Here is a 25,897-nt window from a genome sequence, read left to right on the forward strand (position 1 = left end):
GTCATCCTCCTTGATGGGCTGGCTGCATCCTCTTACATCGGCCGACCAGGCTCCAAACACCTCAGGCTTTGGTCCATTCGGCGCAACCGGCCGTCTGGAACGCCTTGTCGGTGGCCATGATCGTCACGGTGGCGGGGCCCGCGGGCATACCGGCCGAGATCACATCGCTGACCTGGGCGGACGCGCTCTTCATCCGGGCCCAGTAGCACTTGGCCGCGCCCGCCACGGGACCCGTCGTACGGTAGTTGCCGGGTTGGATGTCCACGCCCACGATGAGCGTCCGCGTGGCGGCGAGCCCGCCCGGCGGCGCGGACGCGGCCGGACCCGAACTGGCCGGACTCGACGCGGTCGGGCCCAAGCCTGTCGGGCCCAAGCCAGTCGGACCTAAGCCTGCCGGATCCGAGCCCGTCGGAACCGAGCCCGTCGGAGCTGAGCCGGTCGGAGCCGAGCCGGTCGGGCCCAGGCCGGCCGGACTGGACCCGGTCGAGCCCGGTGTGGCCGACGGGTCCGTCTGCTGGTCGGCCGGCGGGGTCGAGTCCTCGATCGTCACCGTCACCCGGGGCCCGGCGGCGGACGCGTCCGTCGTTTCCCCAGAGCCCATCCCGGTGAAGAACCCGAGCAGGAACCCCAGCACGCAGGTCAGCCCGGAGACGAGCACGATGATCGGCGGACTCTTCGTCGCCTGAGGATAGTCAGGAGCCGGCGGGTATTCGGGAGGAGGCCCGTACATCACGGGCACCAGCGTCCCACCCCTGTCAACGGTGGAGGTAGTCGACCAGCGACGCCTTCTCCGTCTCCAGCTCCTCGATCGCGCTCTTGACCACGTCGCCGATGCTCACGATGCCGACCAGCCGCCCGTCCTCGACCACGGGCATGTGGCGGAACCGGTGCGTGGTCATGGTCCGGCGCAGCTCGTCGACGTTGTCGTGCGGGCCTACCGTCCGTACCTCGGAGGTCATGATCGCGGACACCGGCTGGTCGAGCACGGCCGCGCCGCGGTCGTGCAGGCGCCGGACCACGTCACGCTCGGACACGATGCCGATGATCGTCGCGCCGTCGGCGGAGACGACCACGGCGCCGATGTTGTGCTCGGCGAGCTTGGTCAGCAGCTCGCGGACCGTGGCCTCCGGCGCCACGGTCGTCACATCGCTTCCCTTGCCGCGCAGAATCGTCCCGATGAGCATCTGAACCACCTCGGCTCTCAGTTACCCCGCGTGGGCTCCACTAAGCGCTCCACCCGCGTCGCTTTCAGGCAAGCAAGCAGGTAGGGACGCCGTCAAGCGTTCCCGTAGGCTGCATGCCGTACACGGACCTTGTGAAACAGGATGCGTCATGACAGAGCCGCTCAATACCGGCAGCCACGACCTGCCCATCACCGCGGAACTCGCCGCGTTCATGCGGACGGGCTGGGCCGACACCCGGCGCACGGACGTGGCGGCGCTGCCGATCGCGCCCTGGGCGGCCCGGCGCCGCGCCGCGCTCGCTGCCCGCTTCCCCGGCGAGCGGCTCGTCGTGCCGTCCGGGACGCTGAAGGCGCGCAGCAACGACAGCGACTACCCCTTCCGGCCGCACAGCGCGTTCTCCTATCTGACGGGCGCGGGCGAGCCGGGTGACGTGCTCGTCATCGAGCCGTCGGGCGAGGCCACGCTGTACCTCAGGCCGCGCTCGCCGCGCGAGGACGGCGAGGAGTTCTACCGCGACAGGCGTTACGGCGAGTTCTGGGTGGGGCGGCGGCCGGACCTGGCGGAGGCCGCCGAGCTGTACCAGATCGGCTGCGCGCACATCCGCGACCTGTCGCTGAAGGGGCCGGCCAGGGTGCTGGGCGGGGTGGACGCGGCGGTCGACGCGCTGCTGCCGGGCGACGCGGAGTTCGAGGGCTTCCTGGCGGAGCTGCGGCTGATCAAGGACGAGTGGGAGATCGGCGAACTGCAGTCGGCGGTCGACGCCACCGCGCGCGGCTTCGAGGACGTCGTACGCGCGCTGCCCGCCGCGCTCGGGCACCCGCGGGGCGAGCGCTACCTGGAGGGCATGTTCGGGCTCCGTTCGCGCCTGGAGGGCAACGCGGTCGGCTACCCCAGCATCGTCGCCTCCGGCGCGCACGCGTGCGTGCTCCACTGGATCCGCAACGACGGCCGCCTCGACGCCGGCGACCTCCTGCTGCTCGACGCGGGCGTCGAGTCCGACACCCTCTACACGGCCGACGTCACCCGCACGCTGCCTCTGTCCGGCCGCTTCAGCCCGGTGCAGCGGCAGGCGTACGAGCTGGTCTACGAGGCGCAGACGGCGGGGATCGCCGCCCTCAAGCCCGGCGCCCGCTTCCGCGACTTCCACCTGGCGGCGATGCGCGTCATCAGCGAGGGCCTGCACGACTGGGGCCTGCTGCGCGACTCGCCGGACGCGCTGATGGAGTCGGGCCTGTACCGGCGCTACACGCTGTGCAGCAGCGGCCACATGCTCGGCCTGGACGTGCACGACTGCGCCCGCGCGCGGTCCGAGGTCTACCTGGACGGCGTGCTGGAGGAGGGCCAGGTGCTCACCGTCGAGCCGGGCCTGTACCTGCAGCCCGACGATCTCACGCTGCCGGCGGAGTTCCGGGGGCTGGGCATCCGGATCGAGGACGACCTGGTGATCACCGCCGACGGCGCCCGCCTGATGTCCGCCGCCCTCCCCCGCCACCCCGCCGACGTCGAAGCCTGGATGGCCGCTCTGCTGGGCTGACCGGCTGCGCAGCGGTCACATTTCGTCGCGAGCTGACAACATGTGAGCTGGGTCTCATACCTTTTCCTCAAATTCCAGCGAAAGCATCGACTTACTAGACGGCCCGTCAGTAGGGTTACTGCTCCGTAGTCGGCTGGTTACGAGGTGGTCAGTTGTCCGGATACGTGGGCCGCAAGGCCGTGTCCGTGCTGGGCCAGGTGGGCGACCTCTTCGTCATCGTCCTGGAGGGATTGCGCCGTAGCTGGGACGTCCGGAGCTGGTGGTGGGAGTTCGTCGACCAGTGCTGGTTCCTGGCCCGGGTGACCAGCGTGCCCGTGCTGCTCGTCTCGTTACCCCTCGGCGCGACCGTGGCGTTACAGGTGGGCGACCTGGCCTGGCAGCTCGGCGCGGCCTCCGCCACCGGGAGCGCCGTGTTCGTCGGGCTCATCCGGGAGGTCGCGCCGCTGGCCAGCGCCCTGCTGATCGCCGGGGCCGGCGGCAGCGCGATGACCTCCGACATCGGCGCGCGGCACATCCGTGACGAGCTGAGCGCCATGGAGGTGATGTCGGTCAATCCGATCCACCGCCTGGTCACGCCGCGCATGTGGGCGGCCAGCACGGTCGCGGTCTGCCTGTGCCCGCTGGTCATCCTGGCCGGGGCCGGCGGCGGCTACTTCTTCAACGTGGTCGTCCAGGGCGTGACCTCCGGCGCGTACTTCGACGGCGCGCTGTCCCTCGTGGTGAGCTCCGACCTCTACGTGACCCTGTTCAAGGCGTGGATCTTCGGCTTCATCGCCGCGGCCGTCGCCTGCTACAAGGGCATGACCTGCGCCACCAGCCCCGTCGGCGTGGGCCGCGCGGTCAACCAGTCGACGGTGGTCACGTTCATGCTGGTGTTCGCGTTCAACTACGTGATCTCGGCGGTCTACTTCCTCGCCTACCCGCCGAGGGCGCTGTGATGGTCACGCGTACGGCCGGCCTCAGGGTCGCCGTCACCGGGCGCGAATGGGCGGAGCGGTTCGCGACCCTGGCCAACTGGCCGCTGTTCGTGTGGAAGGTGCTGTTCTACTCGGTCCGCGACGTGATCCTCCGGCTGAAGTATGTCAAGGTCGTCGTCCGCCAGGTCAGCGACGTGGTGGTGGGCGTCGGCGCGACCGTCATCGGCGGCGGCATGATCTTCGTGGTGTTCACGATGGCCTTCGTCGTGGGCGCGACCGTCGGGCTGCAGGGCTACCAGGGGCTGGCGGCGATCGGCGCCGAGTCGTTCATGGGCCTGGTCGGCAGCTTCGCCAACGTACGCGAGATCACCCCGATCATCGCCGCGACCGCGCTGGCCGCGCAGGTCGGCTCGTCGTTCACCGCCGAGCTCGGCGCGATGCGGATCTCCGAGGAGATCGACGCGCTGGAGGTGATGGGCATCAACGCCTTCACCTACCTGATCTGCACCCGGGTGGTCGCGGCGCTGCTGGCGCTGGTCCCGATCTACTTGATCGCGCTGTTCGCCAGCTTCTTCGCCACCCGGCTGATGAGCACGGTGCTGTTCGGGCTGGCGCCGGGCGTCTACGACTACTACTTCTACCTGTATCTGCCGGTCAGCGACATCGTGTTCAGCGTCACCAAGGTGGCCATCTTCGCCTTCACCGTCGTCGTCATCCACTGCTATTACGGCTTCTACGCCACCGGCGGCCCGGTGGGCGTGGGGGTGGCGGCGGGGCGCGCGATCCGGCAGTCGATCGTCACGATCGTCCTGCTCAACCTGCTGTTGTCGTACCTGTTCTGGGGTGGCGGCGGCAGCGTGAAGCTGACGGGGTGAGCGATGGGCCGCGATGAGTTCTCCCTGCCCGTCCGCGCGGGCATCGCGCTCGCGCTCATCCTGGTGCTCGCTGCGACGACGATCCTCATCGTACGGACCGCGTCCGAGATCAGCGGCACCAGGATCGACGCCGTGTTCGACCGGGCCGGCCAGGGCCTGGACACCCAGTCCCCCGTCAAGATCCGCGGCATCACGGTCGGTGACGTGACGAAGGTGTCGCTCGACGCCAAGGGCAAGGCCGTGGTGAGCATGGCCATCCAGCCCGGCGTCCGGCTGCCGGGCAGCACCGTCGCGGCCGTCGAGCCGTCGTCGGTGTTCGGGCCCAAGTTCGTCGACCTCAAGCTCGGCGCGGGCGAGACCACCGGCCCCTACCTGGCGAGCGGCGCGGTCATCACCACGACCGAGGAGCCGCTCGACCTGTCCGACACACTCGGCGCCGCCTACCGCGGCCTGAACGCCGTGGACCCGCGTGAGGTCACCGTCATCGTGCACACGCTGGCCCAGGGGCTCGACGGTGAGGGGACGCGGCTGCGCGAGCTCATCGACGACGCGGGCACGGTCGTCGGCGTCGCGCACCGGCAGCGCGCGCGGGCCAGGCAGTTCCTGCACGACGCGGCCGGGCTGTCCACCGCGCTGTCCGACAAGGGCGACGAGCTGGTGTCCATCTCCTCCGACGTCAACGTCATCACCCCCGACCTGCTGGAACGGGCCGACAAGGTGCGGGTCCTGCTCCAGGAGGTCACCTCGGTCTCCGACCTGGCCGCGCACGGCCTGCGCGAGCACCGGCAGGACCTGCGGGCGGGCGTCCACTCGGGCGAGCGGGTGGCCGCGCTCATCTACGCCCAGCTCGGCCTGGCCGGTGACGGCGTACGCGGCCTGAACCGGCTGGTGGATCTGCTGAACAAGCTGATCGAGGCGCCGGGCCCCGGCAACACCCGCCAGCTCCAGGTGGAGGCGTTCGTCTCGACCGACATCTGCGAGCTCGTCGTCGGCTCCTGCGGCCCGACCGACGGGAGGGACTGACGTGGCGCTGTCCAGGGAACGCGTGACCCGCCGGTGGACACTGCTCCGCGTCGTCCTGTTCGTCGGCGTGACGCTGACGCTCATCGTGCTGATCGCCGTACAGATCGCCCGGGTCAGCACCGGCGGCGGATACCGCCTTATCGCGACATTTGATGATGTGTCGGGGCTGACGGAGGGCGACCAGGTGAAGATCGCCGGAGCGCCCGTGGGCCAGGTCGACACGATCAAGGTGGTGAACGGCCGCGCCGAGGTCACCATGGAGGTCCAGGACGCCGTCAGGGTGCCGTCGGACACCGAGGCCGCGATCAGGTGGCGCAACGCGGTCGGCCAGCGGGTCGTCTACCTGCTCCCCGGCACCGCGCCCGGCCGGCTCGCCCCCGGCTCGCGGGTGATCCGCACCTCGTCCGTGGTCGACATCGGCGCGCTGGTGAGCGATCTCGGCCCGCTGACCCGCAGCCTGGACCCGGACCAGATCAACCAGTTGCTCACCGCCGCCGCCAAGTCCCTGAAGGGCAACGACAAGAACATCCCGCGGCTGCTCGACAACGTCAACGCCATCACCGGCACGATCAACGAGCGCAAGCGGACGATCCAGGGTTTGCTGAAGGACTACGCCACCGTCACCGGCGTGGTCGCCCAGCGCGACAAGCAGATCGAGCAGCTCGTCGACAACCTGGTCACGCTCTCCGAGGCGTTTGCCGGCAACCGCAAGCTGATCGACGAGTCGATCGTGCGGCTCTCGACCACCGTCCACACCTCCAACGAGGTGCTCGGCAAGAACGCCGACGAGCTGGGCGCGCTGGTCGACCACCTGTCCGGGCTGACCGGCGGCATCAGGCGGCACGTGGGCGAGCTCGACAAAACGATCGGCACGTTCCAGCCGCTGTTCGCCCGCGCCTACTCCAGCGTCGATCGCGGCCACTACTTCATCACCGCGGTCCCCTGCCTGGCGCTGAACGCCGCTCCCTGCCCGTACCCGATGAAGACGCCGCCCCCGCTGCGCGGCAGCACGCGGATCCAGAGCTCGAAAGACCTGCAGCAGCTCATGGTCGGTGAGTGATGGCGCTCAAGTCCTTCCGCGACCGCAACAAGATCGTCGTCGGCCTGGTCTCGCTGGCGGTGCTCGGCGCGGTCCTCGTGGCCACCTTCCTCGTCGGCAACCTCGGTCTGCTCGAAGGCGGTTACTACATGTCCGGCACGTTCGTGGACTCCGGCGGCCTGCGCACCGGCAACGACGTGCGCGTCGCGGGCGTGCGCGTCGGCAAGGTCACCGAGGTGCGGCCCGACTACGGCCAGGGCAACGTGGTCGTCACCTGGAAGGTCGACACCGGCGTACGGCTCGGCCGCGCCACCCGGGCCGACATCACGCTGTCCAACCTGCTCGGCGGCCGGTACGTCAAGCTGACCGGCCCGGTCGCCGCCCCGTACATCGACCAGCTCCCCGAGGCGCAGCGGCGGATCCCGGTGACGCGGACGGGCGTCCCCACGCTGATCAACGACGCCATCAAGGACGCCACCCACCTGGTCCAGAAGCTCGACACCAAGGCCGTGGACGACCTGCTGACCGAGCTGGGCAAGATCGACACCAGCAAGCGCGGCCGGATCACCAAGCTGCTGAAGAACATCGGCGACCTGTCCGACACCATCAGCGAGAGCGAACCGCAGTTGCGGAAGCTCCTCGACAACGGCACCAAGATCATGAACGTGCTGGAGCGGAAGGACAAACAGCTCGCCCGCCTCATCGACGCCATCGAGGTCATGCTGGACGAGCTGCGCTCGCGCCGCAACGAGCTGCGCACGCTGCTCGGCGACGGCAGCGACCTGGTGCGGAGCACCACCCGGCTGATCAACGAGCACGAGGGGACGCTGGTCCGGGTCCTCGACGACACCGGCGCGATCACCACCAAGCTGAACAGCGGCAAGAAGGAGTTCAACGCGCTCCTGGCGTGGGCCGGCCCGACGTTCTCCGGGCTGTCCACGATGGGCGGCCAGGGCCCGTGGCTCGAGGCCATAGCCACGGGCCTGGGCCCCATCGACCCGGAGGTGCTCGGCGCCATCGCCAAAGACAGGAAGAACGACAGATGACCCGCTTTATGGCGGTCCTGCTGGCCGTGACGCTGCTGGCGGGCAGCGGCGGGTGCACGCTGCTCGGCGCGGAGCCGTACCGGCTGACCGCGATCTTCAGCAAGGCGCCGTCGCTGTACGAGCAGGCGCGGGTGAAGGTGATGGGGCTCGACGCCGGATACGTGACGAGCATCCGGATCGACGGCGACAAGGTACGCGTCGAGCTGTCGGTGGACCGTGAGGTGCCGCTGCCCGCAAACGTCAAGGCCGTGGTCGCGCCGCAGAACACGCTGGGCGAGCGGAACGTGGTGCTCTACCCGCCGTGGAAGCCCGGCGACCGGCGGATCGCCTCCGGCGCCACCATCCCGCTGGAGCGCACCGACCTGCCGGTCGAGATCGACGACGCGCTCGACGCGTTCACCAAGCTGACCGACGCGCTCGACTCCGACAAGCTGGGCGACGTCGCGGGCGACCTCGCCGACGGCGTCAGAGGCCGCGGCAAGACGGTCAACAACGCGATCGCCGACACCGCGCACCTCACCGACACGCTGGCCAAGCAGGACCAGCAGCTCATCGACCTGGCCAAGGGTCTGAACAAGCTGGCCACCAGCCTCAACAAGCGGCAGGACCAGGTGACGGGCGCGATCGACTCCTTCGCCGAGGCCAGCGCCATCCTGGCCGAGGAGCGGCGGCGGCTGCGCACGTTCATCTCCGGCATGGCCGGCTTCGTCCGCCGCGGCGACGTGATCATCGAGGCCTATTCCGAACGGCTCCCGCAGGCCGCCGGCACGCTGGCCGAGCTGGTGCTGACGGTCCGGGCGAACAGCGCGTCGATGGCCCAGGCGGTCAAGGGCGCGGCGGACTTCGCCGACATCCTGATCGACTCGTGGGACAAGAAGCAGCACGTGCTGAAGATCCGCGTGGTGCTCAACGCGATGACCAGGGCCTGGCTGACCCCGCTGTTCGACGCGCTGAACCTCGGCAAGGTGCCGTGCCTGCCCGCCGGCCTCAGCAACTGCCCCTACGAAAAGAAGACGCGATGAAGGCACGTGTCCTGTCAGGGCTGCTCGCGCTGGGCATCACCGCCTCGTGCTCGCTCCAGACGCTCGGCGCCACCGGCGGCGACCTGACGCTCAACGCCACCTTCGACGACGTACAGAGCCTGGTGACCGGGCACAGCGTGCAGATCTCCGACGTACGGGTGGGCACGGTCACCGGCATCCGGCTGCAGGGCTACCAGGCCAGGGTCACCATGTCGATCATGTCGGAGCACCCGGTGCCCGAAGGCAGCACCGCGACGGTGGCCAAGACCTCGGTGCTGGGCGAGAACTACGTCCAGCTCACACCGCCCGCCGGCAGGGACCTGTCGAAGGGCCCCTATCTCAAGAACGGCGCCACGATCACCGACACCTCGGTCGAGCCGGACATCGAGCAGGTCACCGCCAAGGCCGGGCCGCTCATCGAGGCGCTCGGCACCCAGGACGTCAACGCCATCCTCGACGCCGCCTCGACCGCGTTCGCCGGCAAGGGCGCCGACGTCAACAAGCTGATCAAGCAGACGGCCGAGGTGACCGACACCTACGCCGCGGCCCGCCAGGACATCGCCACCACCGTGGACGCCCTGGCCAAGCTGGGCGACCAGCTCGCCAAGGGCAGCAAGGAGCTGGACCGGCTGCCCGGCACGCTGGCGGCGGCCACCGCCCGCCTCGCGCACGGCCGCAAGCACGTGAAGAAGGCCATCATCGCCCTGACCGACCTGGCCAAGGAGGCCAACCTCACGGTCTACCCGCGCCACGCCGCCCGGCTGCGCACGCTGCTGCGCGAGCTCGACGCGATCACCTCCTCGATGCTGCGCGGCAAGGAGGACCTGAAGGCGCTGGTGGCCAAGCTCCAGGCGTTCATCGACGCGCCGCCGATCACGGTCAACGGCCAGGTGCTCATCTACGTGTGGTTGAAGGGCCTGCTGCTGCCGAAGCACAAGGGGCTCCTGCCGGACGGCAAGACGGGCGTGCTGCCCAACCGGATCGAGGACTTCCGCCTGCTCTGGGAGCCGCCGCGATGAGGAACCGCCGCATCTACCTGAACCTCGGCTTCTTCGTCGTCCTGGGCATCGTGATGACGGTCTGGGCGTTCAGCACGATCATCAAGCTCGACGCGATCACCAAGCCCTACCGGGTCTCGGCGGAGTTCGTCTCCTCCCCCGGCCTGATCCGCGGCTTCGACGTCGCCTACCTCGGTGTCCGGGTGGGCAAGGTCGGCGACGTACGGCTGGCGCCCGGCAAGATCATCGTGGGGCTGGACATCGACAAGGAGATCCGGCTGCCGAAGGCCAGCACGGCCGAGGTACGGCGCAAGTCCGCGATCGGCGAGCCGTACGTGGAGCTGTCGCCGCCCGCGACGGGCGTGAACGGCCCGTCGCTGGCGGCCGGCGACGTGATCCCGCTGTCCAAGACCACGGTGCCGCTCGACTACAAGAAGCTGTTCGAGGGCGTGGGCAAGCTGCTCGCCGCGGTGCCGCCCAAGGACGCCAAGACGATCACGCACGAGCTGGCGGTGGCGCTGGACGGCCGGTCGTCGTCGATCAGGAGCATCATCGAAGACGCGCACGACCTGACCGGCACGCTGGCCGACAACTCCCAGGTGCTCGACGACCTGTCCGTGCAGCTCACCCAGCTCACCCACACGCTGGCGGGCAGGAAGGACAAGCTGGCCTCGGGCATCACGGACCTGAGCACGGTGACGGCCACGCTGCGCGAGTCGCGTACCGACCTCGACGCCTTCCTGGACCAGGGGCCAGGCGTGTTCGCGCAGCTCGACCGGGCCATCAAGCGGGCCAGGCCGGGCCTGTCGTGCCTGCTGACCGCGGCCGGCCTGCCGCACAAGCCGGTGTTCTCCGCCGAGACCGAGCGGAACGTGCACCACCTGCTGGGCATCGTGCCGACGGCACTGAGCCTGGCGGACGACATCAGCGCGAAGGAGGGCGGCACGGTGTACGGCAAGGCGTCGTTCGTCTTCAGCGTCCCGGGCGGCCCGCAACCGGCCGAGGAGTACGCGGATCCGGTCGGCCCGCCGACCGTTCCCCGCCTGCGCGCCTGCCCCGACCGCGCCGTGGACGATCCCGTCCGTACGGAGGACGCCGCGGCCAAACCCCGCAAGGACCCGACGACAGAGCAGACCAGGCGGCCGGCCGGCAAGGCCACCGCAGAGCCCGAGCGGACCCCGGAGGCGGCGGGTGCGAAGTCGCCCGCCGCGGCTTCCGGGCCCGCGTCCCGTACCCCGGTGGACGCCGCTCCGCTGATTGCCGCGATATTCCTCGCGGTGGCGGCGAGTGGTGGCATCTTGGGGTGGATTGCGGTGGGCCGGGCCGCCCGCCGCCGTGAGGAGAACTCATGACCACCAAGCAGGACCTCGCCGCGGAGGAGGCCACGGAGGCAGAAACCCCGGCTGCCACAGATGGTCCCGCCCTGGACGCCGGTGCGGTCGGTGCTGAGCGGGGGCGGCTGGGCCGGGCGCGGATCATGGTGGTGATGGCAGCCCTGCTGGTGGCCGCGCTGGCCGCCACGGCGGCGCTGCAGTGGATCTCCGCGAGCCAGGCCCGCGACTCGCTGGCCCGGCTGGAGAGCGAGCGCGCCCTGCGGCTGGAGGTCTCGGGCGCGGCCAGTTCGTTCGGCAAGGCCCTGCTCAGCTACGACTACCAGGACCTCCAAGCCACCCGCGCCACGCTGACGGCCCAGGCCACGGGCGACTTCCTGGCCACCTACGACGAGGCGTTCGGGGGCGCGATGGCCCAGGTCATCGTCAAGCTCAAGGCCGTCTCCCAGGCGAACGTCCGCGAGGTCTACCTGTCGGACGTCGACGAGGCCACCGCGCACGCCATCGTCGTGGTCGACCAGCAAGTCAACACCTCGGAGGCGATACGCTCGGTCAAGGACTCCCATCTGAAGATCAGCTTGGTCAAGGAGAAGGGCGTCTGGAAGGTCCACGACGTGTCCGTGCTCGGCGCGGCCAAAGAGGACCAGTACAAACTGGACAGCGGCTCGAAGAAGAAGGACTGACCGATCGGCCCCGTAGCGATGGGCGGACGCCCCGACGAGGTGCACGCCCCAGAAGACTGGCTGACCGACGTCGAGCGGGCCCGCGCCGCCCGGTTCGCGTTCGAGCCCGACCGCCGCTCGTTCACGGCGGCCCACCTGCTCGTACGCCTCTGCGCCGCGGCGGTGCTCGACACCGATCCGGCCGAGCTGACCCTGTTGCAGCACTGCGACGTCCACGGCCCCGGCCACGGCCGCCCGTACATCGAGCAGGCCCCCTCACTCGGCGTCAGCCTCAGCCACACGCGCGGCTACGTCTGCGCGGCGGCCGGTGCGGGCCGGGTCGGCATCGACGCGGAGCGGGTGCCGCCGGGCCCGTTCGACCGGCTGCTCGCCGGCCGGGCGCTCACCGAGCAGGAGCTCTCGGTGGTCACCACCAACGAAGAGCTGATCAGGCACTGGACGCGCAAGGAGGCGCTGATCAAGCGCGGCGAGCTGACCATCGACGGGCTGCGGGGAGCCGACGCCGACCCGGCGGGCCGTCACCTGCTCGAATGGACCGCCGAGGGGGACATCGTGGTGGCCGTTATCACAGACGCACCAGCGGAGCACATCCCGATATCCGGATAAACTGGACGCATGTTCTATCGCAAGCCACTAGAGGAGCGGATCGCCGATCGGGTGGCCCAGCGCAGGCCGCTCGAAGAGGGCAAGACCTTCGAGCACGGGCCGGCCAAGTTCGTCTTCATCTCGCTGATCGTCGCCGTCGTGGTCATGCACGTCGTCGGCCTCGCTGTGGTGATGGCTCTGCACTAGCGGCGCCGGGTAGGCGTGGGATCCAGGAACACCTGGGAGATGCCGGGATAGCGGTCCCGCAGCCGGCGGTCGAGCTCGTCGCAGGCGATCTCCACGCCTGCCGCGGTCGCGTCGTCCCGGAAGTCGATCTTCGCGGCCACCATGAGGCTGCCCGGACCGAGGTACATCGTGAGCAGCTCGACCACGCTCATCACCTCGGGCTGCGCGGCCAGCACCTCGCGGATCTCCTTCTCGACCGGGTCCGGCGCGGACTGGCCGATCAGCAGCGACAGGTTCGACCGGATCAGTGTGAGCGCGGCCACCAGCAGGAGCAGGCCGATCGCGATGGACGCGCCGCCGTCCCACACGGCCGAGCCGGTCACCTGGGAGCCGAGCAGGCCCAGCGCCGCGATCACCAGCCCGACCAGCGCCACCGCGTCCTCGTACACGACGGCCTTCAGCGCGGTGTCCGAGGTGATCGAGACCAGGCGGAACGGGCTGACGTCACGCCTGCGGGCCTCCTTGCGAAGCTGCGCGAGCGCGTTGAGGAAGGACCCGCCCTCGATCGCGAAGGAGACGGCCAGCACGATGTACGACGGGAGCAGGTTGCCGAGGTCCTCGCCGTGACTGATCTCGTGCACGCCGTGGGTGATGGAGAACCCCGCGCCGCCGACCAGGGTCGCGACCGCCGCCATCATCGCCCAGAAGAAGCCCGCCTTGCCGTGCCCGAACGGATGGCGCCCGTCAGCGGGCCGCTGGCCCCGGCGTACGGCGACCAGCAACAGGAGCTCCGTCACCGTGTCCGCGGCCGAATGAGCCGCCTCCGACAGCATCGCCGCCGAACCGCCGATCAGGCCCGCGATCAGCTTGGCCACCGCGATGGCCAGGTTCGCGCCGCCCGCCACGAGGACGGTGCCCAAACTTTCCCCGTTGTCCGCCACAACGGGTCACTCTATGTTGGGCCGCGTTCAGCGGCCCAACACAGGCAGCGGTGTTTGCGCCTATGTTGGGCCGCGTTCAGCGGTCTTCCACGGGCGGCGGTATTCACAGCTCCGTGCGCTAGATTGGAGATCATGAGCGCGCCCCGCTGGCTTTCCCCCGCTGAGCAGCGTGCCTGGCGTACCCACCTGGCGCTGCACAAGCTGCTCATGCACCGGCTCGACCGCGAGCTGCAGGAGCACGCTCTCTCGGTGAACGACTACGAGATCCTGGTCAACCTCTCCGAGAGCCCCGAACACCGGATGCGGATGAGCGACCTGGCCGACGCGACCATCCAGTCCCGCAGCCGGCTGTCGCACCAGATCTCCCGCATGGAGGCCAAGGGTCTGGTCGCCAGGGAGGACTGCCACGACGACCGGCGCGGCACGTTCGCCGTACTCACCGACGAGGGCTGGGCCACGATCGAGAGAGTCGCGCCTGATCACGTGGCCAGTGTCCGGGAGCACTTCGTCGACCGGCTCACCGACGACCAGCTCGACGCGCTCGTGGTGGCCTACGAGCCGATCGTGGAGCATCTGAAGAAGCTTCGCTGAGCCCCCAGGCCGACACCTAACCGATATGCCCGACGGCACACGATCGTTCCGGGCGCTCGCTACGATCCGCTCATGCTCCGAAAGCTGCTGTTCGTCGTCATCTTCGCGCTGGTGTCCGCCTGCTCATCAGGTGGCAGCGGCAGCGAGTTGCCCGCCGGACCCGATCTGCTGAAGAAGTCCACCGAGGCCATGAAGGCGGTCAAGTCGGCCACCTTCTCCATCGCCACGGACGGCAAGCCCAAGGTGCCGGTGAAGAAGGCCGACGGCAGGCTGACCGCCACCGGTGACGCCGACGGCACGATCACCATCGAGGTCCTGGGCAGCCTGCAGGAGCTCACCTTCGCCCTGGTCGGCGACACCGTCCACTTCAAGGGCCCGACGGGCGGCTTCCAGAAGATGACCAGGAAGGACCTGGCGCAGATCTACGACCCGTCGCTGATCCTCGATCCGGCCAAGGGCCTCGCGCAGTTGCTCGGCACGGCCACCGACCCGCGCGTCGAGGCCGAGGAGAGCGGCGTCTACCGGGTGGCCGCCACGTTCTCCGGTCAGGTCCTCGGAACCCTCGTCCCGGGCGTCACCCAGGGTGTCAACGCCAAGATCTGGGTGGACAAGGCCACCAGCCGGCTCACCAAGGTCGAACTGCCGCTGCAGGACGGCACGGTGACCGTCTCGCTCAGCGACTACGACGCGCCGGTGACGATCACGCCGCCCGCCGGATGAGGCGCGCCCGCCGGGTCGCGCTCGGCGTCGGCGGGGCGGTGGTGCTGCTCGCCGCCCTCGACGCGTACGTGGTCGTGACCGTCCTGCTCGACATCGCCACCGACGTGGGCATCCCCACCAACCGCCTGGAGCGGGCCACACCGGTGGTCACCGGTTTCCTGCTCGGCTACATCGCCGCGATGCCGCTGCTCGGCCAGCTCTCCGACCGGTACGGCCGGCGGCCCCTCATCCACGCCTGCCTGGCGGCGTTCGCGCTCGGCTCGGTGCTGACCGCGCTGGCGGCCGGTGAGGTGATGGTGGTGACGGGCCGGACGATCCAGGGGATCGCGGGCGGCGCGCTGCTGCCGATCACGATGGCGCTCATCGGCGACATGTGGGACGAGCACGAGCGCCCGGTGGCGCTCGGCGCGGTCGGCGCGGCGCAGGAACTGGGCAGCGCGCTCGGTCCGCTGTACGGCGGGGTGCTGGCGCTGATCCCCAGCACCTCGGTGTTCGGGGTCGAGATGGGCGGCTGGCACGCAATCTTCTGGATCAACCTGCCGCTGGCCGCGCTGGCCGCCGTGGCGGTCCAGCTGACCGTCCCCCCGCCACGGCCTCGGCGGCCAGTTGCCGGCTTCGCGATGCCGACCCCTTCTGGGCCTTCCGATCCGGCTCCCTCCGATCCGGCTTCCTCTGGTCGCGTGGACGGGGTCGGCGGCGCGTTGCTGGCCCTGAGCCTCGCCCTACTGGTGGTGGGCCTGTACAACCCGGAGCCCGCCACGACCGTACTGCCGCCGTGGGGCCTGCCGGTGATCACGGCGGGGGTCCTGGCCGGAGCGGCGTTCGTCTGGTGGGAGATCCGGTCGAAGGTCCGGCTGCTCGACCTGTCCGGCATCCGCAAGGGCCCGCTGCTGGCCACGCTGGGCGTGAGCTTCCTGACCGGGGCCGCGCTGCTGATCACCATGGTGTTCGTCCAGTTCACCGCGCAGACGCTGCTCGACATGGAGGCGCTGGAGGCGGCGCTGGTGCTGGCCAGGTTCCTGATCGCGCTCCCGGTCGGCGCGGTGCTGGGGGGCGTGCTGGCCCGCCGGCTCGGCGACCGCATGGTGGCGGTGGCGGGCCTGATCGTGGCCACGGCCGGATATGTGCTGATGAGCCGCTGGCCGCTCGACCTGGCGAACGCCGGACTGATGGTGGACCTCGCGCTGATCGTGGCCGGGCTGGGTCTGGGGCTGGTCATCGCGCCCGTCTCGGCGGCCGTCCTGCGGGTGACGCCGGCCACGCAGCACGGGGTGGCCTCGGCGGCGGTGGTGGTGGCCAGGATGATGGGCATGCTGATCGGCATCGCGGGGGTGTCGGCATGGGGGTTCCACCGCTTCCAGTCGCTGACCGCGAACCTCGACACACCGCTCCCGGTCGGGGTTGAACCCGCCGTGTACACCAAGCAACTGAGCGAGTACCTCGCGAAGGTGAACGCGGCGCTGCATCTGGAATATACGGAGATGTTCTTCCTCACCGCCCTGATCTGCCTCCTGGGCGCGGTGGTCGCCGCCTTCCTCCCTCGCCGTCCGGTGACAGCCGTCTGACCGGTTAATCAGCACCTGCAGCGCCGATAGGGATTTTTAGGACAAATCGCGCGCCTCGCTCCGAGTCCTCGATGGTCAGCGTCCCGCCATGGCGCTCGGCGATCTCCCTGGCGATCGCCAGGCCGAGTCCCGTACCCCCTGTGTCCTTGCTTCGGGCGGCATCCAGCCGGGTGAAGCGCTGAAACACGAATTCCCGCAGGTCGGGTGGGATGCCCGGGCCGTCGTCATTCACCTCGAGCACCGCCTCGTCGCCCTCGCGGCGGACCGAGACCGCCACGCTGGAGGTGGCGTGCCGAGCGGCGTTGTCCAGGAGGTTGGTGAGCAGGCGGCCGAGTTGCAGCCGGTCTCCGCTGAGGACCACGCCCGGCTGGAGGTTCGTCACGATGCGCACCTGAAGGGCGCGGCGTCCCAGCTCGGACTCGATCAGCTGGCTCAGGTTCACGCAGTCGTCCGCGCGCTTGGCACCGGCGTCGAGCCGGGCGAGCACCAGCAGGTCGATGACGATCGCCTCCAGCCGGTCGAGACTGGCCAGCAGGGCTCGCGTCATGGCGGGCCAGTCCGCGTCGTCCGGGTGCAGCAGCGCCTCCTCCACCTGGGTGCGCATGGCGGTGATGGGACTGCGCAGGTCGTGCGAGGCGTCGGTGGCGAAGCGCCGCTGCTGCTCGACCGCCGCCTCCAGCCGGTCCAGAGTCCGGTTCGCGGCCTCGGCCAGCTTCCGGATCTCGTCGTGGTGATCGGGCACGGGCACGCGGCGGCCCAGGTCGGTCAAGGTGATCTCGGCCAGCTCGGCGCTGATGGCGTCGACCGGGTCGAGGGTCTTGCTGACGGTACGGTAGGCGCCGATCGCCGTGGCGCCGACCAGCAGCACGGATCCGATCAGGAGCTTGGCCAGCAAGGAGCGGTCGACGTACCACGGGATGACGGGATCGGCGCCGTAGACGATGTATTCGGTTCCGTCCTTGTGGATCTTGATGGCCTCGACGATCAGGCACTTGCCCGGAAAGCCCGGCACGGTGCAGACGACCCGGTCCGCTCGCAGGTTCTCCCCCGGCAGGGAGAAGGAGGCCATCCGGGGTTGACCGGCCATCCGCTCGTTGGCCGCCACCACCCGGCCGGTCGAGTCGATCACCTGGATGGCGGCGACGTCGGGGTCGGGCAACACTGGAGGGATCGAATCCTGCAGGATGTAACGGACCGCCCGTAGGTCCGCGGCCAGAATCCGGTCCGCCTGATCATCTGTGGCATGGTCGTGGGCGCCTCCCAGGATGGCCCAGCAGAAGATCGCGCACAGCAACGCCATGACGACACTGGACAGCAGCGTCATCCGAGTCCGCACGGACCAGTCGCGCCGCAAGCTCACCATGCCCCTCCATCCACCTGACGATCACGCTAAATGCGCATCGTGCGAGGCTGAGGCAGTGGACAGGCAAGACGACACAAACTATGCGCCAAGAACGTGGAGTCTCTCCTCCGCTCGGCGTCTCCGTCCCCGATCTCGACCAGCGGTTCTCACGGGGAGAGCCGATGCAGGTCGCGCGGGAACAACGTCGCCTGGCGGATGTTCGCCGCGCCCACGAGGCGCGCGGTCCAGCGCTCGAGGCCCAGCGCGAACCCCCCGTGCGGCGGCATGCCATGCGCGAACGCCTGCAAATACCCCTCGTACGGCCCGGCACCCTCACCCCGCGCGGCGAGCGCGTCAAGGTAGTCCTGGTACCGATGCAGCCGCTGACCGCCCGTCACCAGCTCCAACCCCCTGAACAGCAGGTCGAACCCGTTCGAGTACCCCTCACGCAGCGGGTCCGGATGCGTGTAGAACGGGCGCTTGGCCATCGGATACCCCGTGACGAACAGGAACTCCGACCCGTGCTCCCGCACCGCCCACTCCGACAGCCGCCGCTCCTGCTCGGGCGACAGGTCCGGCTCGAACTCGCCCGTGAGCCGCTGCGCCTGCGTGAAGTGGATCGCCGGGATCTCGGCGGGCACCTCCGGCAGCGCCACGCCGAGCAGGTCGATCGCGGGCTGCCCCCGTACCGCCTCCAGCATGCCCGCCACCGCCTCGCGCAGCACGGCCATCACGTCGCGGTGGTCGCGCACGAAGCCCAGTTCGGCGTCCAGGCTGGTGTACTGGGCCAGGTGGCGGACCGTGTCGTGCGGCTCGGCCCGGAAGACCGGCCCCACCTCGTACACCCGCTCGAACACACCGACCATCGCCTGCTTGTAGAACTGCGGCGACTGCGCGAGGTAGGCGGGGCGGCCGAAGTAGTCGATGCCGAAGACGTTCGCGCCCGACTCGGTGGCCGAGGCGACGATCTTGGGCGTGTGGATCTCGGTGAACCCGAGCCCGTCCAGCGCCCGGCGGAACCCGGCCACGCTCGCCGCCGAGATCTCCAGCGGCGCCCTGAGCCGCGGATGGCGCAGCGCGACCGGCGCGTGGTCGAGGATCGTGGGCAGCGCGGCGGGCACGACGGGCCGGTAGAGGTCGAACGGCGGCGCCTCCGTGGGCTCGGCCAGCACCTCGATCTCCGGCTCCGTGAGCTCGGCGCCACCCGGCGCCTGCGGGTTCGCGGTCACGACGCCCGTCACCCGGACGACCGTCTCCTCACCCGGAACCGCGCCGGGCGCCACCACTTGGGCCAGCCCACTGCGGTCCCTGACGACCAGGAAGGACACGGATTTCAGCCGCCGGCGGCGATGGACCCAACCGGCGATCGTCACTCGTTGTCCGGCGTGCTCAGCGAGCTCCGCCGACAGGACACGAGAGATCATCACAGCTCCTCACGAGGAATTGCATGATCCCTTGGGAGTGCGGGGGAGAAGGGAACTCCCGGTGCCACCGCACTTTCGCCGCCCACGACGGGGCGGCCTCCACGACCCGATGACGGGGGTCAGACCGGCGGGGCATTTCCTCCCCGCACTCGGGAGTGTCTTCGCCGAAGGTGCGCGAGGCCGCCTTCCCAGCTACCGGCGGCTCTCTCCGGCCCGCGCGGGCCTTCGGTTACTTGTCTCCGTCCACGTGTTGCCGGTGATCGTAGCCAGCCTCGGCGGACATCGGCAACCTGGTTTCGGCCGCGAGGTACGTCCCTGACGACCACAGGGGGCGGATAGGGGTTATCCGGCGGCCGGGCGCCGAGCACACTCGGGGCAACCTGTCCCCCTGAGGAGGTCGGCATGCGCAGAGCCCTGGTCGGATGCGCCGTCGCACAGATCGTCGTGGTGATCCTGCAGTTCTACCTGTCCACGTTCGGCGCGTTCCAGATGCCGCGGCCCACGGGCTCGGAGGCCGCGGCGATCGGCCTGCACGCCGCGAACGGCCTGTTCGTCATCCCGGCCGTCTCTCTCGCGGCCACCGTCGTCGCGGCGCTGGCGAAGGTGCCCGGCAGGCTGATCGCGCTGTGCGCGGCGCCGCTGGTGCTGAGCGCGGTCCAGATGCTCGTCGTCTTCCCGCTGGCCGGCCTCGCGGGCGCGACGACCGACGACACGCCACTGGCCAGCCTGTTCGTGTACGGTCTGCACGCCCTCGTGGGGCTTGGCCAGCTCTGGGCGGTGATCGTCGGCTACCGTGCCGTACGCAAGCACACCAGGGCGCCCGTGGACCAACCCCAGCCCCAGACGGTTTGACCGACCACGCGCCCAGGCCCGGCCCGGGAGCCGGACCGAGACCTGGGCGCCGGGGCTACTTCTTCTGCTGGCCGCTCTTCCGCTTTTCGCGGATCTTCATCGACACGTCGATCGGCGACCCGGCGAAGCCGAACTCCTCGCGGATCCGGCGCTCGATGAACCGGCGGTAGGTGTCCTCGAGCCAGCCCGAGGTGAACAGCACGAACTTGGGCGGCTCCACCGACGCCTGCGTGGCGAAGAGGATCTTCGGCTGCTTGCCGCTCCGCACCGGCGGCGGCGTCTGGTGCACCAGCTCGGTCAGGAACGCGTTGAGCCTGGCCGTCGGCACCCGCGACGACCACGAGCCGAGCGCCTTCTCCAGCGCCGGGACGAGCCGGTCCATGTGGCGCCCGGTCTTGGCGGAGATGTTGACCCGCAGCGCCCACGGTGTGCGGACGAGCTGCCGGTCGATCTCCTTCTCCAGGTAGTAGCGGCGGTCCTCGTCGACCAGGTCCCACTTGTTGAACGCGACCACCATCGCCCGGCCCGACTCGATCACCAGGCTGATGATCCGCAGGTCCTGCTCGGTGAGCACCTCGCTGGCGTCGATCAGCACGATCGCCACCTCGGAGCGTTCGAGGGCGGCCCTGGTGCGCATGGCGGCGTAGAAGTCGGCGCCCTGCAGCTCGCGGTCGCGCCGCCTGATGCCGGCGGTGTCGACGAAGCGCCAGGTCTTGCCGCCCAGCTCGATCAGCTCGTCGACCGGGTCGCGGGTGGTGCCCGCCATCGGGTCGACCAGCACCCGCTCCTCCCCCGCCAGCATGTTGAGCAGCGAGGACTTGCCGACGTTCGGCTTGCCGAGCAGCGCCACCCGGTAGGGGCCGCGCTCGCCGTCGAACCTCAGCTCCGGCGTCTCGGGCAGCGCCTCGAGGATCACGTCGAGCAGGTCGCCACTGGAACGGCCGTGCAGGGCCGACACCGGCTGCGGCTCGCCGAGGCCGAGCGCCCAGAGCGAGGCGGCCTCCAGCTCCAGCTGCTGGTTGTCGACCTTGTTGGCGGCCAGGATGACCGGCTTGCCCGACTGGCGGAGGATGGAGCCGACCGTCTCGTCGGCGTCGGTCGCGCCCACGGTGGCGTCGACGACGAACACGATCACGTCGGCCAGCTCGACCGCGACCCGTGCCTGGTCGGCGATGCGCAGGTTCATCCCGGTGGCGTCGGGGTCCCAGCCGCCGGTGTCGACGACCGTGAAGCGGCGCCCGCGCCAGTTGGCGTCATAGGTGACGCGGTCGCGGGTGACGCCCGGAACGTCTTCGACGACCGCCTCGCGGCGGCCGATGATGCGGTTGACCAGCGTGGACTTGCCCACGTTCGGCCGGCCGACGATGGCCACGACCGGCTGTGGGCCGCTGTCGACGACGTCGTCGGATACTTCGAGATCGTCGAGGTCAGCCTCGACCCAATCCCCCGTTGACACGATTTTTCATCCTTTGTGAGTGCCGCACCTTGTCAGGTGCGCTCCTTGACCAGACTCAGCACCTCGCCGATGACCTCTTCGAGGCTCAGCGGCGTGGTGTCGAGCTCGACGGCGCCATCCGCCATCGAGAGTGGATCCGCTTTCCTTGTGGAGTCGAGGGTGTCACGCCGGGCCATGGCGGCCTGCTGCGCCTCCACCGTGGTGCCGGCCAGCTCCGCCGTACGGCGCAGCGCACGGGCCTCGGCGCTGGCCGTCAGATAGACCTTGACGGCGGCGTCGGGGGCGACCACGGTGCCGATGTCGCGGCCCTCGACCACGATGTCACCGGCGCCGATGATCTCCCGCTGCAGCTCCACGAGACGCGCACGCACCTCGGGAACCGCCGCGACGACCGAAACCGCCCCGGTGACCTCGGCCTCCCGGATCGGCCCGGCCACGTCGACACCGCCGACATGGATGGACGGGCCGTCGGGGTCGGTGCCGCAGGCGATCTCGGGCTCGCCCGCGCGGGCCGCGACAGCGGCGGGATCGGTCAGATCGACGCCCTGCTGGAGCATCCACCAGGTCATCGCACGGTACATCGCCCCGGTGTCCAGGTAACGCAGCCCGAGCGCCCGGGCGACTCCGCGCGACGCACTCGACTTACCCGACCCCGAAGGACCGTCCATGGCGACGACCAGACCGGTCACGGCCTCTCCCTCTTCACGTTTTTCCCCAACCTGAAGAGGCTACCGCCTCGCGACGACGCGATACGCCGGTAGAGCGGCCCGGCCGGATCTCCCTTGCGCGACTACCGCCGACGTGCCGCCCACGGCGACATGATGTGGTGCTGGTCCGGCAGCGGAGCCCCCGGGCAGACGAACATCCCTCCGACCGTCGACACTGGATGAGTCCCCCCGGCGACCAGGTGACCGGCCGACGGCACCACCGATCGGAGGAATCATGACCAGCGCGACCACTCCTGTTCCCACCAAGCGCGACCCGGAACTGGCCGGCCAGACCGTCGTCGTGGTCGGCGGCAGCGCGGGCATCGGGCTCGAGACAGCTCGACGCGCCCGGGCCGAGGGTGCCGATGTCGTCCTCACCGGCCGCGACAGCGACCGGCTCAAGCAAGCGGCGCTGGAACTCGGCACGCAGCGCACCGCGGCTTTCGACGCCAACGACCCGGCTTCCCTGGAGAGCTTCTTCCAGGACCTGCCGGCACCGATCGACCATGTGATGGTCACGGCCGGCGGCCCGCGCTACGGGCCCCTGCTGGAGATGGACTCGGCTCAGGTGCGCCAGGCGATCAGCGAGCACATGGTGCTGGCGCTCGAGGTCGCGCGCAACGCCGCCGCCAAGATGAGGTCCGGGGGAACGCTGCTGCTCATGGGCGGCACCGGCGCCCGGCGCGTCGGTCACGGCCTCGGGATCGCCTCCGCCGCCACCGCCGCGCTGCCTCCCTTCACGGCGGCCCTCGCGCTCGAGCTCGCGCCGGTCCGCGTCAACCTCATCGCCGCCGGCTTCGTCGACACCCCGTTGTCGGCATCGCTCCTCGGAGATCGACTCGAGGAACGCCGGAATGAGCTGCGGGCGAGGCTCCCGATCGGCCGCGTCGTCGGCCCCGCCGACGTCGCCGCGCTCGCCGTCCACATCATGAGCAACACCGCGCTCACCGGCGCGACGTACGACGTCGACGGTGGGCAGCAGTTCATCTGGTGACCGTTCACTTGACGCCCGCCGTCAGCCGGAACAGGCCGACCGGCACCAGCCCGCGCTTGAGCAGCCGGTAGGTGGGCATCGGGCTGCTGCTCACGGTCTCCTTGTAGGCGATGGCCCACCGTCCCGTCAGGTACCACCTGCGTGGCGTGTCATCGGGGTGGGTGAACTGGATGACCGCGTCCTTACGCCCGAGGCTGAGCGGCTGGTGGACGTACCCGAACCGGAACGCCTTCACCGGGCGGCCGAGCAGCCCGTCGGCGAGCGCGTCGGCCGCGTGCAGGCCCGTCGGGATGCCGCCCTGGCAGGTCCCGTGCATGACGCCGTACGGCTGGCGCACCGCGGCGGCGTCGCCCACGGCGTAGACGTCCGGGTGGGACACCGAGCGGAGCGCGGAGTCGACCACGATCCTGCCCTGCCCGTCCACCGCCAGCCCGGCCTCGGCGGCCAGCGGCAGCCCTCTGGTGCCGGCGGTCCAGAGCGTCGCGTCGGAGTCGACCAGGTCGCCGCCGGCCAGCTCGACCGCGTCCGGCAGCACTTTGACGACGTCCGCGCCGCCGCGTACCTGGATGCCCAGCCGGGTCATCGCCTTGTCGACGTACGCGCGGGCCTGCTCCCCCATCATCGAGCCCGGACGGCCCCGGCTGAGGAGGACGACGCGTAGGTTCGGGTGCGCCTCCGCCAGTTCGGTCGCCGACTCGACACCGGTCAGGCCGCCACCGGCCACGACGACCGTACCCCGGTCGAGTTCGCCGAGCCGGCGCGCGAGCCGGACGGCCTGGTCGTGGTCGTCGTAGACGTAGGCGTGCTCGGCCACGCCCGGGGTCGAAAGGTCGGTGACAGTGCCGAGGGCGTAGATCAGCTTGTCGTACGCGAGCACCCGCCCAGTGCGCCCGCCGTCCGCGCGGCCAGTGCCCAACGGTCCGCTGTCCGCGCGGTCAGTGTCCGCGGGCCCGCCATCCGCGCGGACGCCGTTCACGATGACCTCGTGCCGTACGGGGTCGAGGGCGGTCACGCGGCCGAGGACGAGGTCGATGCCCGTTCCGGCGATGATGTCGGCGATCGCGTGGTCGCGCAGCCGTTCGCCCGCGGCGGTCTGGTGCAGCCGCAGTCGTTCCGTGAACCTCGGCGAAGCGCTGACCAGCGTCACCTTGCCGCCGTGGCGGCGGGTCCTGGTGGCGGTCCTGATCGCGGCCGCGATGCCCGTGTAGCCGGCGCCCAGTATCAGGATGTTCGTCATGTCCCTGTCTCCTCGCGATTCCGGGTGGATTCCGTACTGAAGACGGAGCGAGAAGCCAAGGACGTGACATCGGCCGGTTAGGGGACCTGCCAGCCGCGTTCGTGCAGGGCCTTGGTGAGCACGGCCGCCGCGTCGGGCTGGACGGAGACCTCGGCGATGCCCAGGGGCAGGCCCGGAGCGTGCTCCAGGCGTACGTCCTCGACGTTCACGCCGACCTCGTCGCAGATCTGGAAGAGCCTGGCCAGCTGGCCTGGGCGGTCACCGACGACGACCTGGACCACGACGTACGCGGGCGCGGGACCGCCGTGCTTGCCGGGGATGCGGCCGTGACCGGCCACGCCGCGCTTGAGCAACTGGGTGAGCTCCTGCGTGGCGGTGCCGTCGCCGTCGGCCAGCGCGCGGAGCGCCGTCGCGGCCTCGGACAGGTCGCGGGAGACGGCCTCCAGCACCTCGGCCACCGGGGTCGCGTTGCCCGACAGGATGCCGAGCCAGAGGCCCGGGTCGCTGCCCGCGATCCTGGTGACGTCGCGTATCCCCTGCCCGGCCAGGCCGAGCGCGATGTCGGACGCGTCCGACAGCCGGGCGGCGACGGCGGACGCGGCGACGTGCGGCGCGTGCGAGACGACGGCCACGGCCTGGTCGTGCTCGGCGGCGTCCACCTCGATGGGGTTGCCGCCGCAGAGCTCTACTAGCTGGTGTACGGCCGCCCGGGCCTCCGGCGTGGCGTCGGGGGTGGGACAGAGCGCCCACGGACGGCCCAGGAACAGGTCGGCCCTGGCGGCTCCGGGGCCCGACTTCTCACGTCCGGCCAGCGGGTGGGAGGCGACGTAGGTGGACAGGTCGCAGCCGAGCTGACCGGCCCGCTCGATGGGCTCCACCTTGACGCTGGCCACGTCGGTGTAGAACGTGGCGGTGCCGTTACGCTGGAGGGTCAGCAGTTCGCTGGCCACGTGCGCGGGCGGCACCGCGATCACCGCGAGATCGATCGTCTCGGCCGGGGTGCCGGTTTCGGGGTGCCATTCCTCGCCCGCGCCGAGCTCCCGGGCCAGCCGTACCGCTCCCTGGTCGTGGTCGGCGAGCAGCACGCGCACTCCGCGCTGGCGGAGGGCCAGCGCCATGGAGGTGCCGATGAGACCGGTGCCGACTACCAGCACGGTGCGGAGTTCGGAGGCCATGTAAATGTCCTGATTTATCGGGCGTTGGAGAAGCTCGGTCGGGTGGAACTGGTCGTCTACTGAGCGATGTCCTGGCGGAGCGCGACGGCGCCGCGCAGGTAGACGTGCTGGATCTCGGAACGCGGCCGGTCGGTCTCGACGTGGGCCATCAGGCGTACCACCCGGGGCAGCGCGCCCGGCACGTCGATCTCGGTGCAGCAGATCAGCGGCACGTCGTGGAAGCCCAGCTTCCGTGCCGCCAGCGCCGGGAACTCCGCCGTCAGATCGGGTGACGCCGTGAACAGCACGCTGATCACATCGTCGGTGGTCAGCCGGTTGCGCTCCATCAGCTCGCTGACCAGCTCCGTGGTCGCTTCGATGATCGCCCCACGGTCGTTGGCGTCCACCTGTGTCGCCCCGCGGATCGCCCGCACCATGTGATCCGTCCCCTCATATAGCGGTGAAGCCCGTGCGGAGGTTCGCACGGGCTC

General features: G+C 70.3%; 28 protein-coding genes. 18 read left to right on the forward strand and 10 right to left on the reverse strand.

Going from position 1 to position 25,897, the window contains the following annotated elements; translation table 11 throughout:
- Positions 1-61 precede the first annotated feature (61 nt).
- Positions 62-265, reverse strand: a complete 204-nt coding sequence (locus tag KLK06_RS22340; RefSeq protein ID WP_214637522.1) for a hypothetical protein — start codon at positions 263-265, stop codon at positions 62-64.
- Between KLK06_RS22340 and KLK06_RS22345 the strand changes: the two genes are divergently transcribed.
- Positions 258-686 carry a hypothetical protein gene (locus tag KLK06_RS22345; protein WP_214637523.1) on the forward strand — a complete coding sequence of 143 codons (429 nt, stop codon included), beginning with the start codon at positions 258-260 and terminating at the stop codon, positions 684-686. The genes KLK06_RS22340 and KLK06_RS22345 overlap by 8 nt on opposite strands.
- Positions 687-755: 69 nt before the next feature.
- Here KLK06_RS22345 and KLK06_RS22350 read toward each other — a convergent pair whose 3' ends face one another.
- Entirely contained in the window at positions 756-1,184 is a 429-nt protein-coding gene (locus KLK06_RS22350; RefSeq protein WP_214637524.1) for a CBS domain-containing protein, read from the reverse strand.
- Between the two features lie 148 nt (positions 1,185-1,332).
- On the opposite strand from KLK06_RS22350, the gene KLK06_RS22355 reads away from it, so the two are divergent.
- From KLK06_RS22355 to KLK06_RS22410, 12 genes are all read left to right on the forward strand, one after another.
- Positions 1,333-2,718, forward strand: coding sequence for an aminopeptidase P family protein (locus KLK06_RS22355; protein ID WP_214637525.1), 1,386 nt, complete (start codon positions 1,333-1,335; stop codon positions 2,716-2,718).
- 152 nt (positions 2,719-2,870) lie between these two features.
- Positions 2,871-3,656: an ABC transporter permease gene (locus KLK06_RS22360; RefSeq protein ID WP_250905862.1), complete on the forward strand. Its 786-nt coding sequence runs from the start codon at positions 2,871-2,873 to the stop codon at positions 3,654-3,656.
- Complete coding sequence (locus KLK06_RS22365; RefSeq protein ID WP_214637526.1) at positions 3,656-4,510, forward strand: ABC transporter permease; 855 nt, start codon at positions 3,656-3,658, stop codon at positions 4,508-4,510. The genes KLK06_RS22360 and KLK06_RS22365 overlap by 1 nt, the downstream gene beginning before the upstream one ends.
- Before the next feature lie 3 nt (positions 4,511-4,513).
- The gene (locus KLK06_RS22370) at positions 4,514-5,533 is read left to right on the forward strand and encodes an MlaD family protein (RefSeq protein WP_214637527.1); all 1,020 of its coding nucleotides are present in this window, start codon (positions 4,514-4,516) and stop codon (positions 5,531-5,533) included.
- A 1-nt stretch (position 5,534) separates the two neighbouring features.
- A complete protein-coding gene (locus KLK06_RS22375) occupies positions 5,535-6,593 on the forward strand; it encodes an MCE family protein (protein ID WP_214637528.1) in 1,059 nt (352 codons plus the stop codon).
- Entirely contained in the window at positions 6,593-7,618 is a 1,026-nt protein-coding gene (locus KLK06_RS22380; protein WP_214638026.1) for an MlaD family protein, read from the forward strand. The genes KLK06_RS22375 and KLK06_RS22380 overlap by 1 nt, the downstream gene beginning before the upstream one ends.
- Positions 7,615-8,640, forward strand: a complete 1,026-nt coding sequence (locus tag KLK06_RS22385) for an MCE family protein (protein WP_214637529.1) — start codon at positions 7,615-7,617, stop codon at positions 8,638-8,640. Before KLK06_RS22380 ends, KLK06_RS22385 begins: the two co-directional genes overlap by 4 nt.
- Positions 8,637-9,659, forward strand: a complete 1,023-nt coding sequence (locus tag KLK06_RS22390; RefSeq protein ID WP_214637530.1) for an MlaD family protein — start codon at positions 8,637-8,639, stop codon at positions 9,657-9,659. The genes KLK06_RS22385 and KLK06_RS22390 overlap by 4 nt, the downstream gene beginning before the upstream one ends.
- The gene (locus KLK06_RS22395) at positions 9,656-10,990 is read left to right on the forward strand and encodes an MlaD family protein (protein ID WP_214637531.1); all 1,335 of its coding nucleotides are present in this window, start codon (positions 9,656-9,658) and stop codon (positions 10,988-10,990) included. Before KLK06_RS22390 ends, KLK06_RS22395 begins: the two co-directional genes overlap by 4 nt.
- A complete protein-coding gene (locus KLK06_RS22400; protein WP_214637532.1) occupies positions 10,987-11,652 on the forward strand; it encodes a hypothetical protein in 666 nt (221 codons plus the stop codon). The genes KLK06_RS22395 and KLK06_RS22400 overlap by 4 nt, the downstream gene beginning before the upstream one ends.
- 18 nt (positions 11,653-11,670) lie before the next feature.
- Positions 11,671-12,258, forward strand: a complete 588-nt coding sequence (locus KLK06_RS22405) for a 4'-phosphopantetheinyl transferase superfamily protein (protein WP_214637533.1) — start codon at positions 11,671-11,673, stop codon at positions 12,256-12,258.
- 9 nt (positions 12,259-12,267) lie between these two features.
- A complete protein-coding gene (locus KLK06_RS22410) occupies positions 12,268-12,444 on the forward strand; it encodes a hypothetical protein (protein WP_214637534.1) in 177 nt (58 codons plus the stop codon).
- Here the strand turns inward: KLK06_RS22410 and KLK06_RS22415 are convergent.
- Positions 12,441-13,343, reverse strand: a complete 903-nt coding sequence (locus KLK06_RS22415) for a cation diffusion facilitator family transporter (RefSeq protein ID WP_250905863.1) — start codon at positions 13,341-13,343, stop codon at positions 12,441-12,443. The two genes, KLK06_RS22410 and KLK06_RS22415, sit on opposite strands and share 4 nt — an antisense overlap.
- Before the next feature lie 153 nt (positions 13,344-13,496).
- Between KLK06_RS22415 and KLK06_RS22420 the strand changes: the two genes are divergently transcribed.
- The 3 genes from KLK06_RS22420 (at position 13,497) to KLK06_RS22430 (ending at position 16,240) form a co-directional block, all read left to right on the forward strand.
- Positions 13,497-13,955, forward strand: a complete 459-nt coding sequence (locus KLK06_RS22420) for a MarR family winged helix-turn-helix transcriptional regulator (protein WP_214637536.1) — start codon at positions 13,497-13,499, stop codon at positions 13,953-13,955.
- Between the two features lie 72 nt (positions 13,956-14,027).
- Positions 14,028-14,675, forward strand: a complete 648-nt coding sequence (locus KLK06_RS22425) for an LppX_LprAFG lipoprotein (protein WP_214637537.1) — start codon at positions 14,028-14,030, stop codon at positions 14,673-14,675.
- On the forward strand, positions 14,672-16,240 hold the full coding sequence (locus KLK06_RS22430) for an MFS transporter (protein WP_214637538.1): 1,569 nt from the start codon (positions 14,672-14,674) through the stop codon (positions 16,238-16,240). The genes KLK06_RS22425 and KLK06_RS22430 overlap by 4 nt, the downstream gene beginning before the upstream one ends.
- A 4-nt stretch (positions 16,241-16,244) precedes the next feature.
- Here the strand turns inward: KLK06_RS22430 and KLK06_RS22435 are convergent, their stop codons facing one another.
- Together KLK06_RS22435 and aspS are read right to left on the reverse strand one after the other, a co-directional pair.
- Positions 16,245-17,603 carry a cell wall metabolism sensor histidine kinase WalK gene (locus tag KLK06_RS22435; RefSeq protein ID WP_250905864.1) on the reverse strand — a complete coding sequence of 453 codons (1,359 nt, stop codon included), beginning with the start codon at positions 17,601-17,603 and terminating at the stop codon, positions 16,245-16,247.
- 146 nt (positions 17,604-17,749) lie between these two features.
- A complete protein-coding gene (aspS, locus tag KLK06_RS22440) occupies positions 17,750-19,006 on the reverse strand; it encodes an aspartate--tRNA(Asn) ligase (RefSeq protein WP_214637539.1) in 1,257 nt (418 codons plus the stop codon).
- Positions 19,007-19,408: 402 nt separating this feature from the next.
- Here aspS and KLK06_RS22445 point away from each other — a divergent pair, with 402 nt between their 5' ends.
- Positions 19,409-19,858: a hypothetical protein gene (locus tag KLK06_RS22445; protein WP_214637540.1), complete on the forward strand. Its 450-nt coding sequence runs from the start codon at positions 19,409-19,411 to the stop codon at positions 19,856-19,858.
- A gap of 55 nt (positions 19,859-19,913) precedes the next feature.
- Here KLK06_RS22445 and der read toward each other — a convergent pair whose 3' ends face one another.
- Both der and cmk read right to left on the reverse strand, forming a co-directional pair.
- A complete protein-coding gene (gene der / locus KLK06_RS22450) occupies positions 19,914-21,314 on the reverse strand; it encodes a ribosome biogenesis GTPase Der (protein ID WP_214637541.1) in 1,401 nt (466 codons plus the stop codon).
- Between the two features lie 32 nt (positions 21,315-21,346).
- Positions 21,347-21,982 carry a (d)CMP kinase gene (gene cmk, locus KLK06_RS22455; protein WP_214638028.1) on the reverse strand — a complete coding sequence of 212 codons (636 nt, stop codon included), beginning with the start codon at positions 21,980-21,982 and terminating at the stop codon, positions 21,347-21,349.
- A gap of 274 nt (positions 21,983-22,256) precedes the next feature.
- On the opposite strand from cmk, the gene KLK06_RS22460 reads away from it, so the two are divergent.
- Positions 22,257-23,015, forward strand: coding sequence for an SDR family oxidoreductase (locus tag KLK06_RS22460; RefSeq protein ID WP_214637542.1), 759 nt, complete (start codon positions 22,257-22,259; stop codon positions 23,013-23,015).
- Between the two features lie 4 nt (positions 23,016-23,019).
- On the opposite strand, the gene KLK06_RS22465 is transcribed toward KLK06_RS22460, so the two are convergent.
- The 3 genes from KLK06_RS22465 to aroH all read right to left on the reverse strand — a co-directional run bounded on the left by KLK06_RS22465 (position 23,020) and on the right by aroH (position 25,843).
- Positions 23,020-24,252: an NAD(P)/FAD-dependent oxidoreductase gene (locus KLK06_RS22465; RefSeq protein WP_214637543.1), complete on the reverse strand. Its 1,233-nt coding sequence runs from the start codon at positions 24,250-24,252 to the stop codon at positions 23,020-23,022.
- A gap of 77 nt (positions 24,253-24,329) precedes the next feature.
- Positions 24,330-25,427: a prephenate dehydrogenase gene (locus KLK06_RS22470; RefSeq protein WP_214637544.1), complete on the reverse strand. Its 1,098-nt coding sequence runs from the start codon at positions 25,425-25,427 to the stop codon at positions 24,330-24,332.
- A gap of 56 nt (positions 25,428-25,483) precedes the next feature.
- Positions 25,484-25,843 (reverse strand): chorismate mutase, encoded by a 360-nt coding sequence (gene aroH, locus KLK06_RS22475; RefSeq protein ID WP_214637545.1) that lies wholly within the window; start codon positions 25,841-25,843, stop codon positions 25,484-25,486.
- Positions 25,844-25,897 lie beyond the last annotated feature (54 nt).

It is taken from the genome of Nonomuraea sp. NEAU-A123, assembly GCF_018603905.1.
Taxonomy (GTDB): domain Bacteria; phylum Actinomycetota; class Actinomycetes; order Streptosporangiales; family Streptosporangiaceae; genus Nonomuraea.

What these genes read in the sequence shown, in the direction of transcription:
- KLK06_RS22345 (WP_214637523.1), top strand. Translation starts at nt 258, where the DNA reads ATGTCCACGCCCACGATGAGCGTCCGCGTGGCGGCGAGCCCGCCCGGC.
- KLK06_RS22350 (WP_214637524.1), bottom strand. Translation starts at nt 1,184, where the DNA reads ATGCTCATCGGGACGATTCTGCGCGGCAAGGGAAGCGATGTGACGACC.
- KLK06_RS22355 (WP_214637525.1), top strand. Translation starts at nt 1,333, where the DNA reads ATGACAGAGCCGCTCAATACCGGCAGCCACGACCTGCCCATCACCGCG.
- KLK06_RS22365 (WP_214637526.1), top strand. Translation starts at nt 3,656, where the DNA reads ATGGTCACGCGTACGGCCGGCCTCAGGGTCGCCGTCACCGGGCGCGAA.
- KLK06_RS22370 (WP_214637527.1), top strand. Translation starts at nt 4,514, where the DNA reads ATGGGCCGCGATGAGTTCTCCCTGCCCGTCCGCGCGGGCATCGCGCTC.
- KLK06_RS22380 (WP_214638026.1), top strand. Translation starts at nt 6,593, where the DNA reads ATGGCGCTCAAGTCCTTCCGCGACCGCAACAAGATCGTCGTCGGCCTG.
- KLK06_RS22385 (WP_214637529.1), top strand. Translation starts at nt 7,615, where the DNA reads ATGACCCGCTTTATGGCGGTCCTGCTGGCCGTGACGCTGCTGGCGGGC.
- KLK06_RS22390 (WP_214637530.1), top strand. Translation starts at nt 8,637, where the DNA reads ATGAAGGCACGTGTCCTGTCAGGGCTGCTCGCGCTGGGCATCACCGCC.
- KLK06_RS22395 (WP_214637531.1), top strand. Translation starts at nt 9,656, where the DNA reads ATGAGGAACCGCCGCATCTACCTGAACCTCGGCTTCTTCGTCGTCCTG.
- KLK06_RS22400 (WP_214637532.1), top strand. Translation starts at nt 10,987, where the DNA reads ATGACCACCAAGCAGGACCTCGCCGCGGAGGAGGCCACGGAGGCAGAA.
- KLK06_RS22405 (WP_214637533.1), top strand. Translation starts at nt 11,671, where the DNA reads ATGGGCGGACGCCCCGACGAGGTGCACGCCCCAGAAGACTGGCTGACC.
- KLK06_RS22410 (WP_214637534.1), top strand. Translation starts at nt 12,268, where the DNA reads ATGTTCTATCGCAAGCCACTAGAGGAGCGGATCGCCGATCGGGTGGCC.
- KLK06_RS22420 (WP_214637536.1), top strand. Translation starts at nt 13,497, where the DNA reads ATGAGCGCGCCCCGCTGGCTTTCCCCCGCTGAGCAGCGTGCCTGGCGT.
- KLK06_RS22425 (WP_214637537.1), top strand. Translation starts at nt 14,028, where the DNA reads ATGCTCCGAAAGCTGCTGTTCGTCGTCATCTTCGCGCTGGTGTCCGCC.
- KLK06_RS22430 (WP_214637538.1), top strand. Translation starts at nt 14,672, where the DNA reads ATGAGGCGCGCCCGCCGGGTCGCGCTCGGCGTCGGCGGGGCGGTGGTG.
- KLK06_RS22435 (WP_250905864.1), bottom strand. Translation starts at nt 17,603, where the DNA reads ATGGTGAGCTTGCGGCGCGACTGGTCCGTGCGGACTCGGATGACGCTG.
- aspS (WP_214637539.1), bottom strand. Translation starts at nt 19,006, where the DNA reads ATGATCTCTCGTGTCCTGTCGGCGGAGCTCGCTGAGCACGCCGGACAA.
- KLK06_RS22445 (WP_214637540.1), top strand. Translation starts at nt 19,409, where the DNA reads ATGCGCAGAGCCCTGGTCGGATGCGCCGTCGCACAGATCGTCGTGGTG.
- cmk (WP_214638028.1), bottom strand. Translation starts at nt 21,982, where the DNA reads ATGGACGGTCCTTCGGGGTCGGGTAAGTCGAGTGCGTCGCGCGGAGTC.
- KLK06_RS22460 (WP_214637542.1), top strand. Translation starts at nt 22,257, where the DNA reads ATGACCAGCGCGACCACTCCTGTTCCCACCAAGCGCGACCCGGAACTG.
- KLK06_RS22465 (WP_214637543.1), bottom strand. Translation starts at nt 24,252, where the DNA reads ATGACGAACATCCTGATACTGGGCGCCGGCTACACGGGCATCGCGGCC.
- KLK06_RS22470 (WP_214637544.1), bottom strand. Translation starts at nt 25,427, where the DNA reads ATGGCCTCCGAACTCCGCACCGTGCTGGTAGTCGGCACCGGTCTCATC.
- aroH (WP_214637545.1), bottom strand. Translation starts at nt 25,843, where the DNA reads ATGGTGCGGGCGATCCGCGGGGCGACACAGGTGGACGCCAACGACCGT.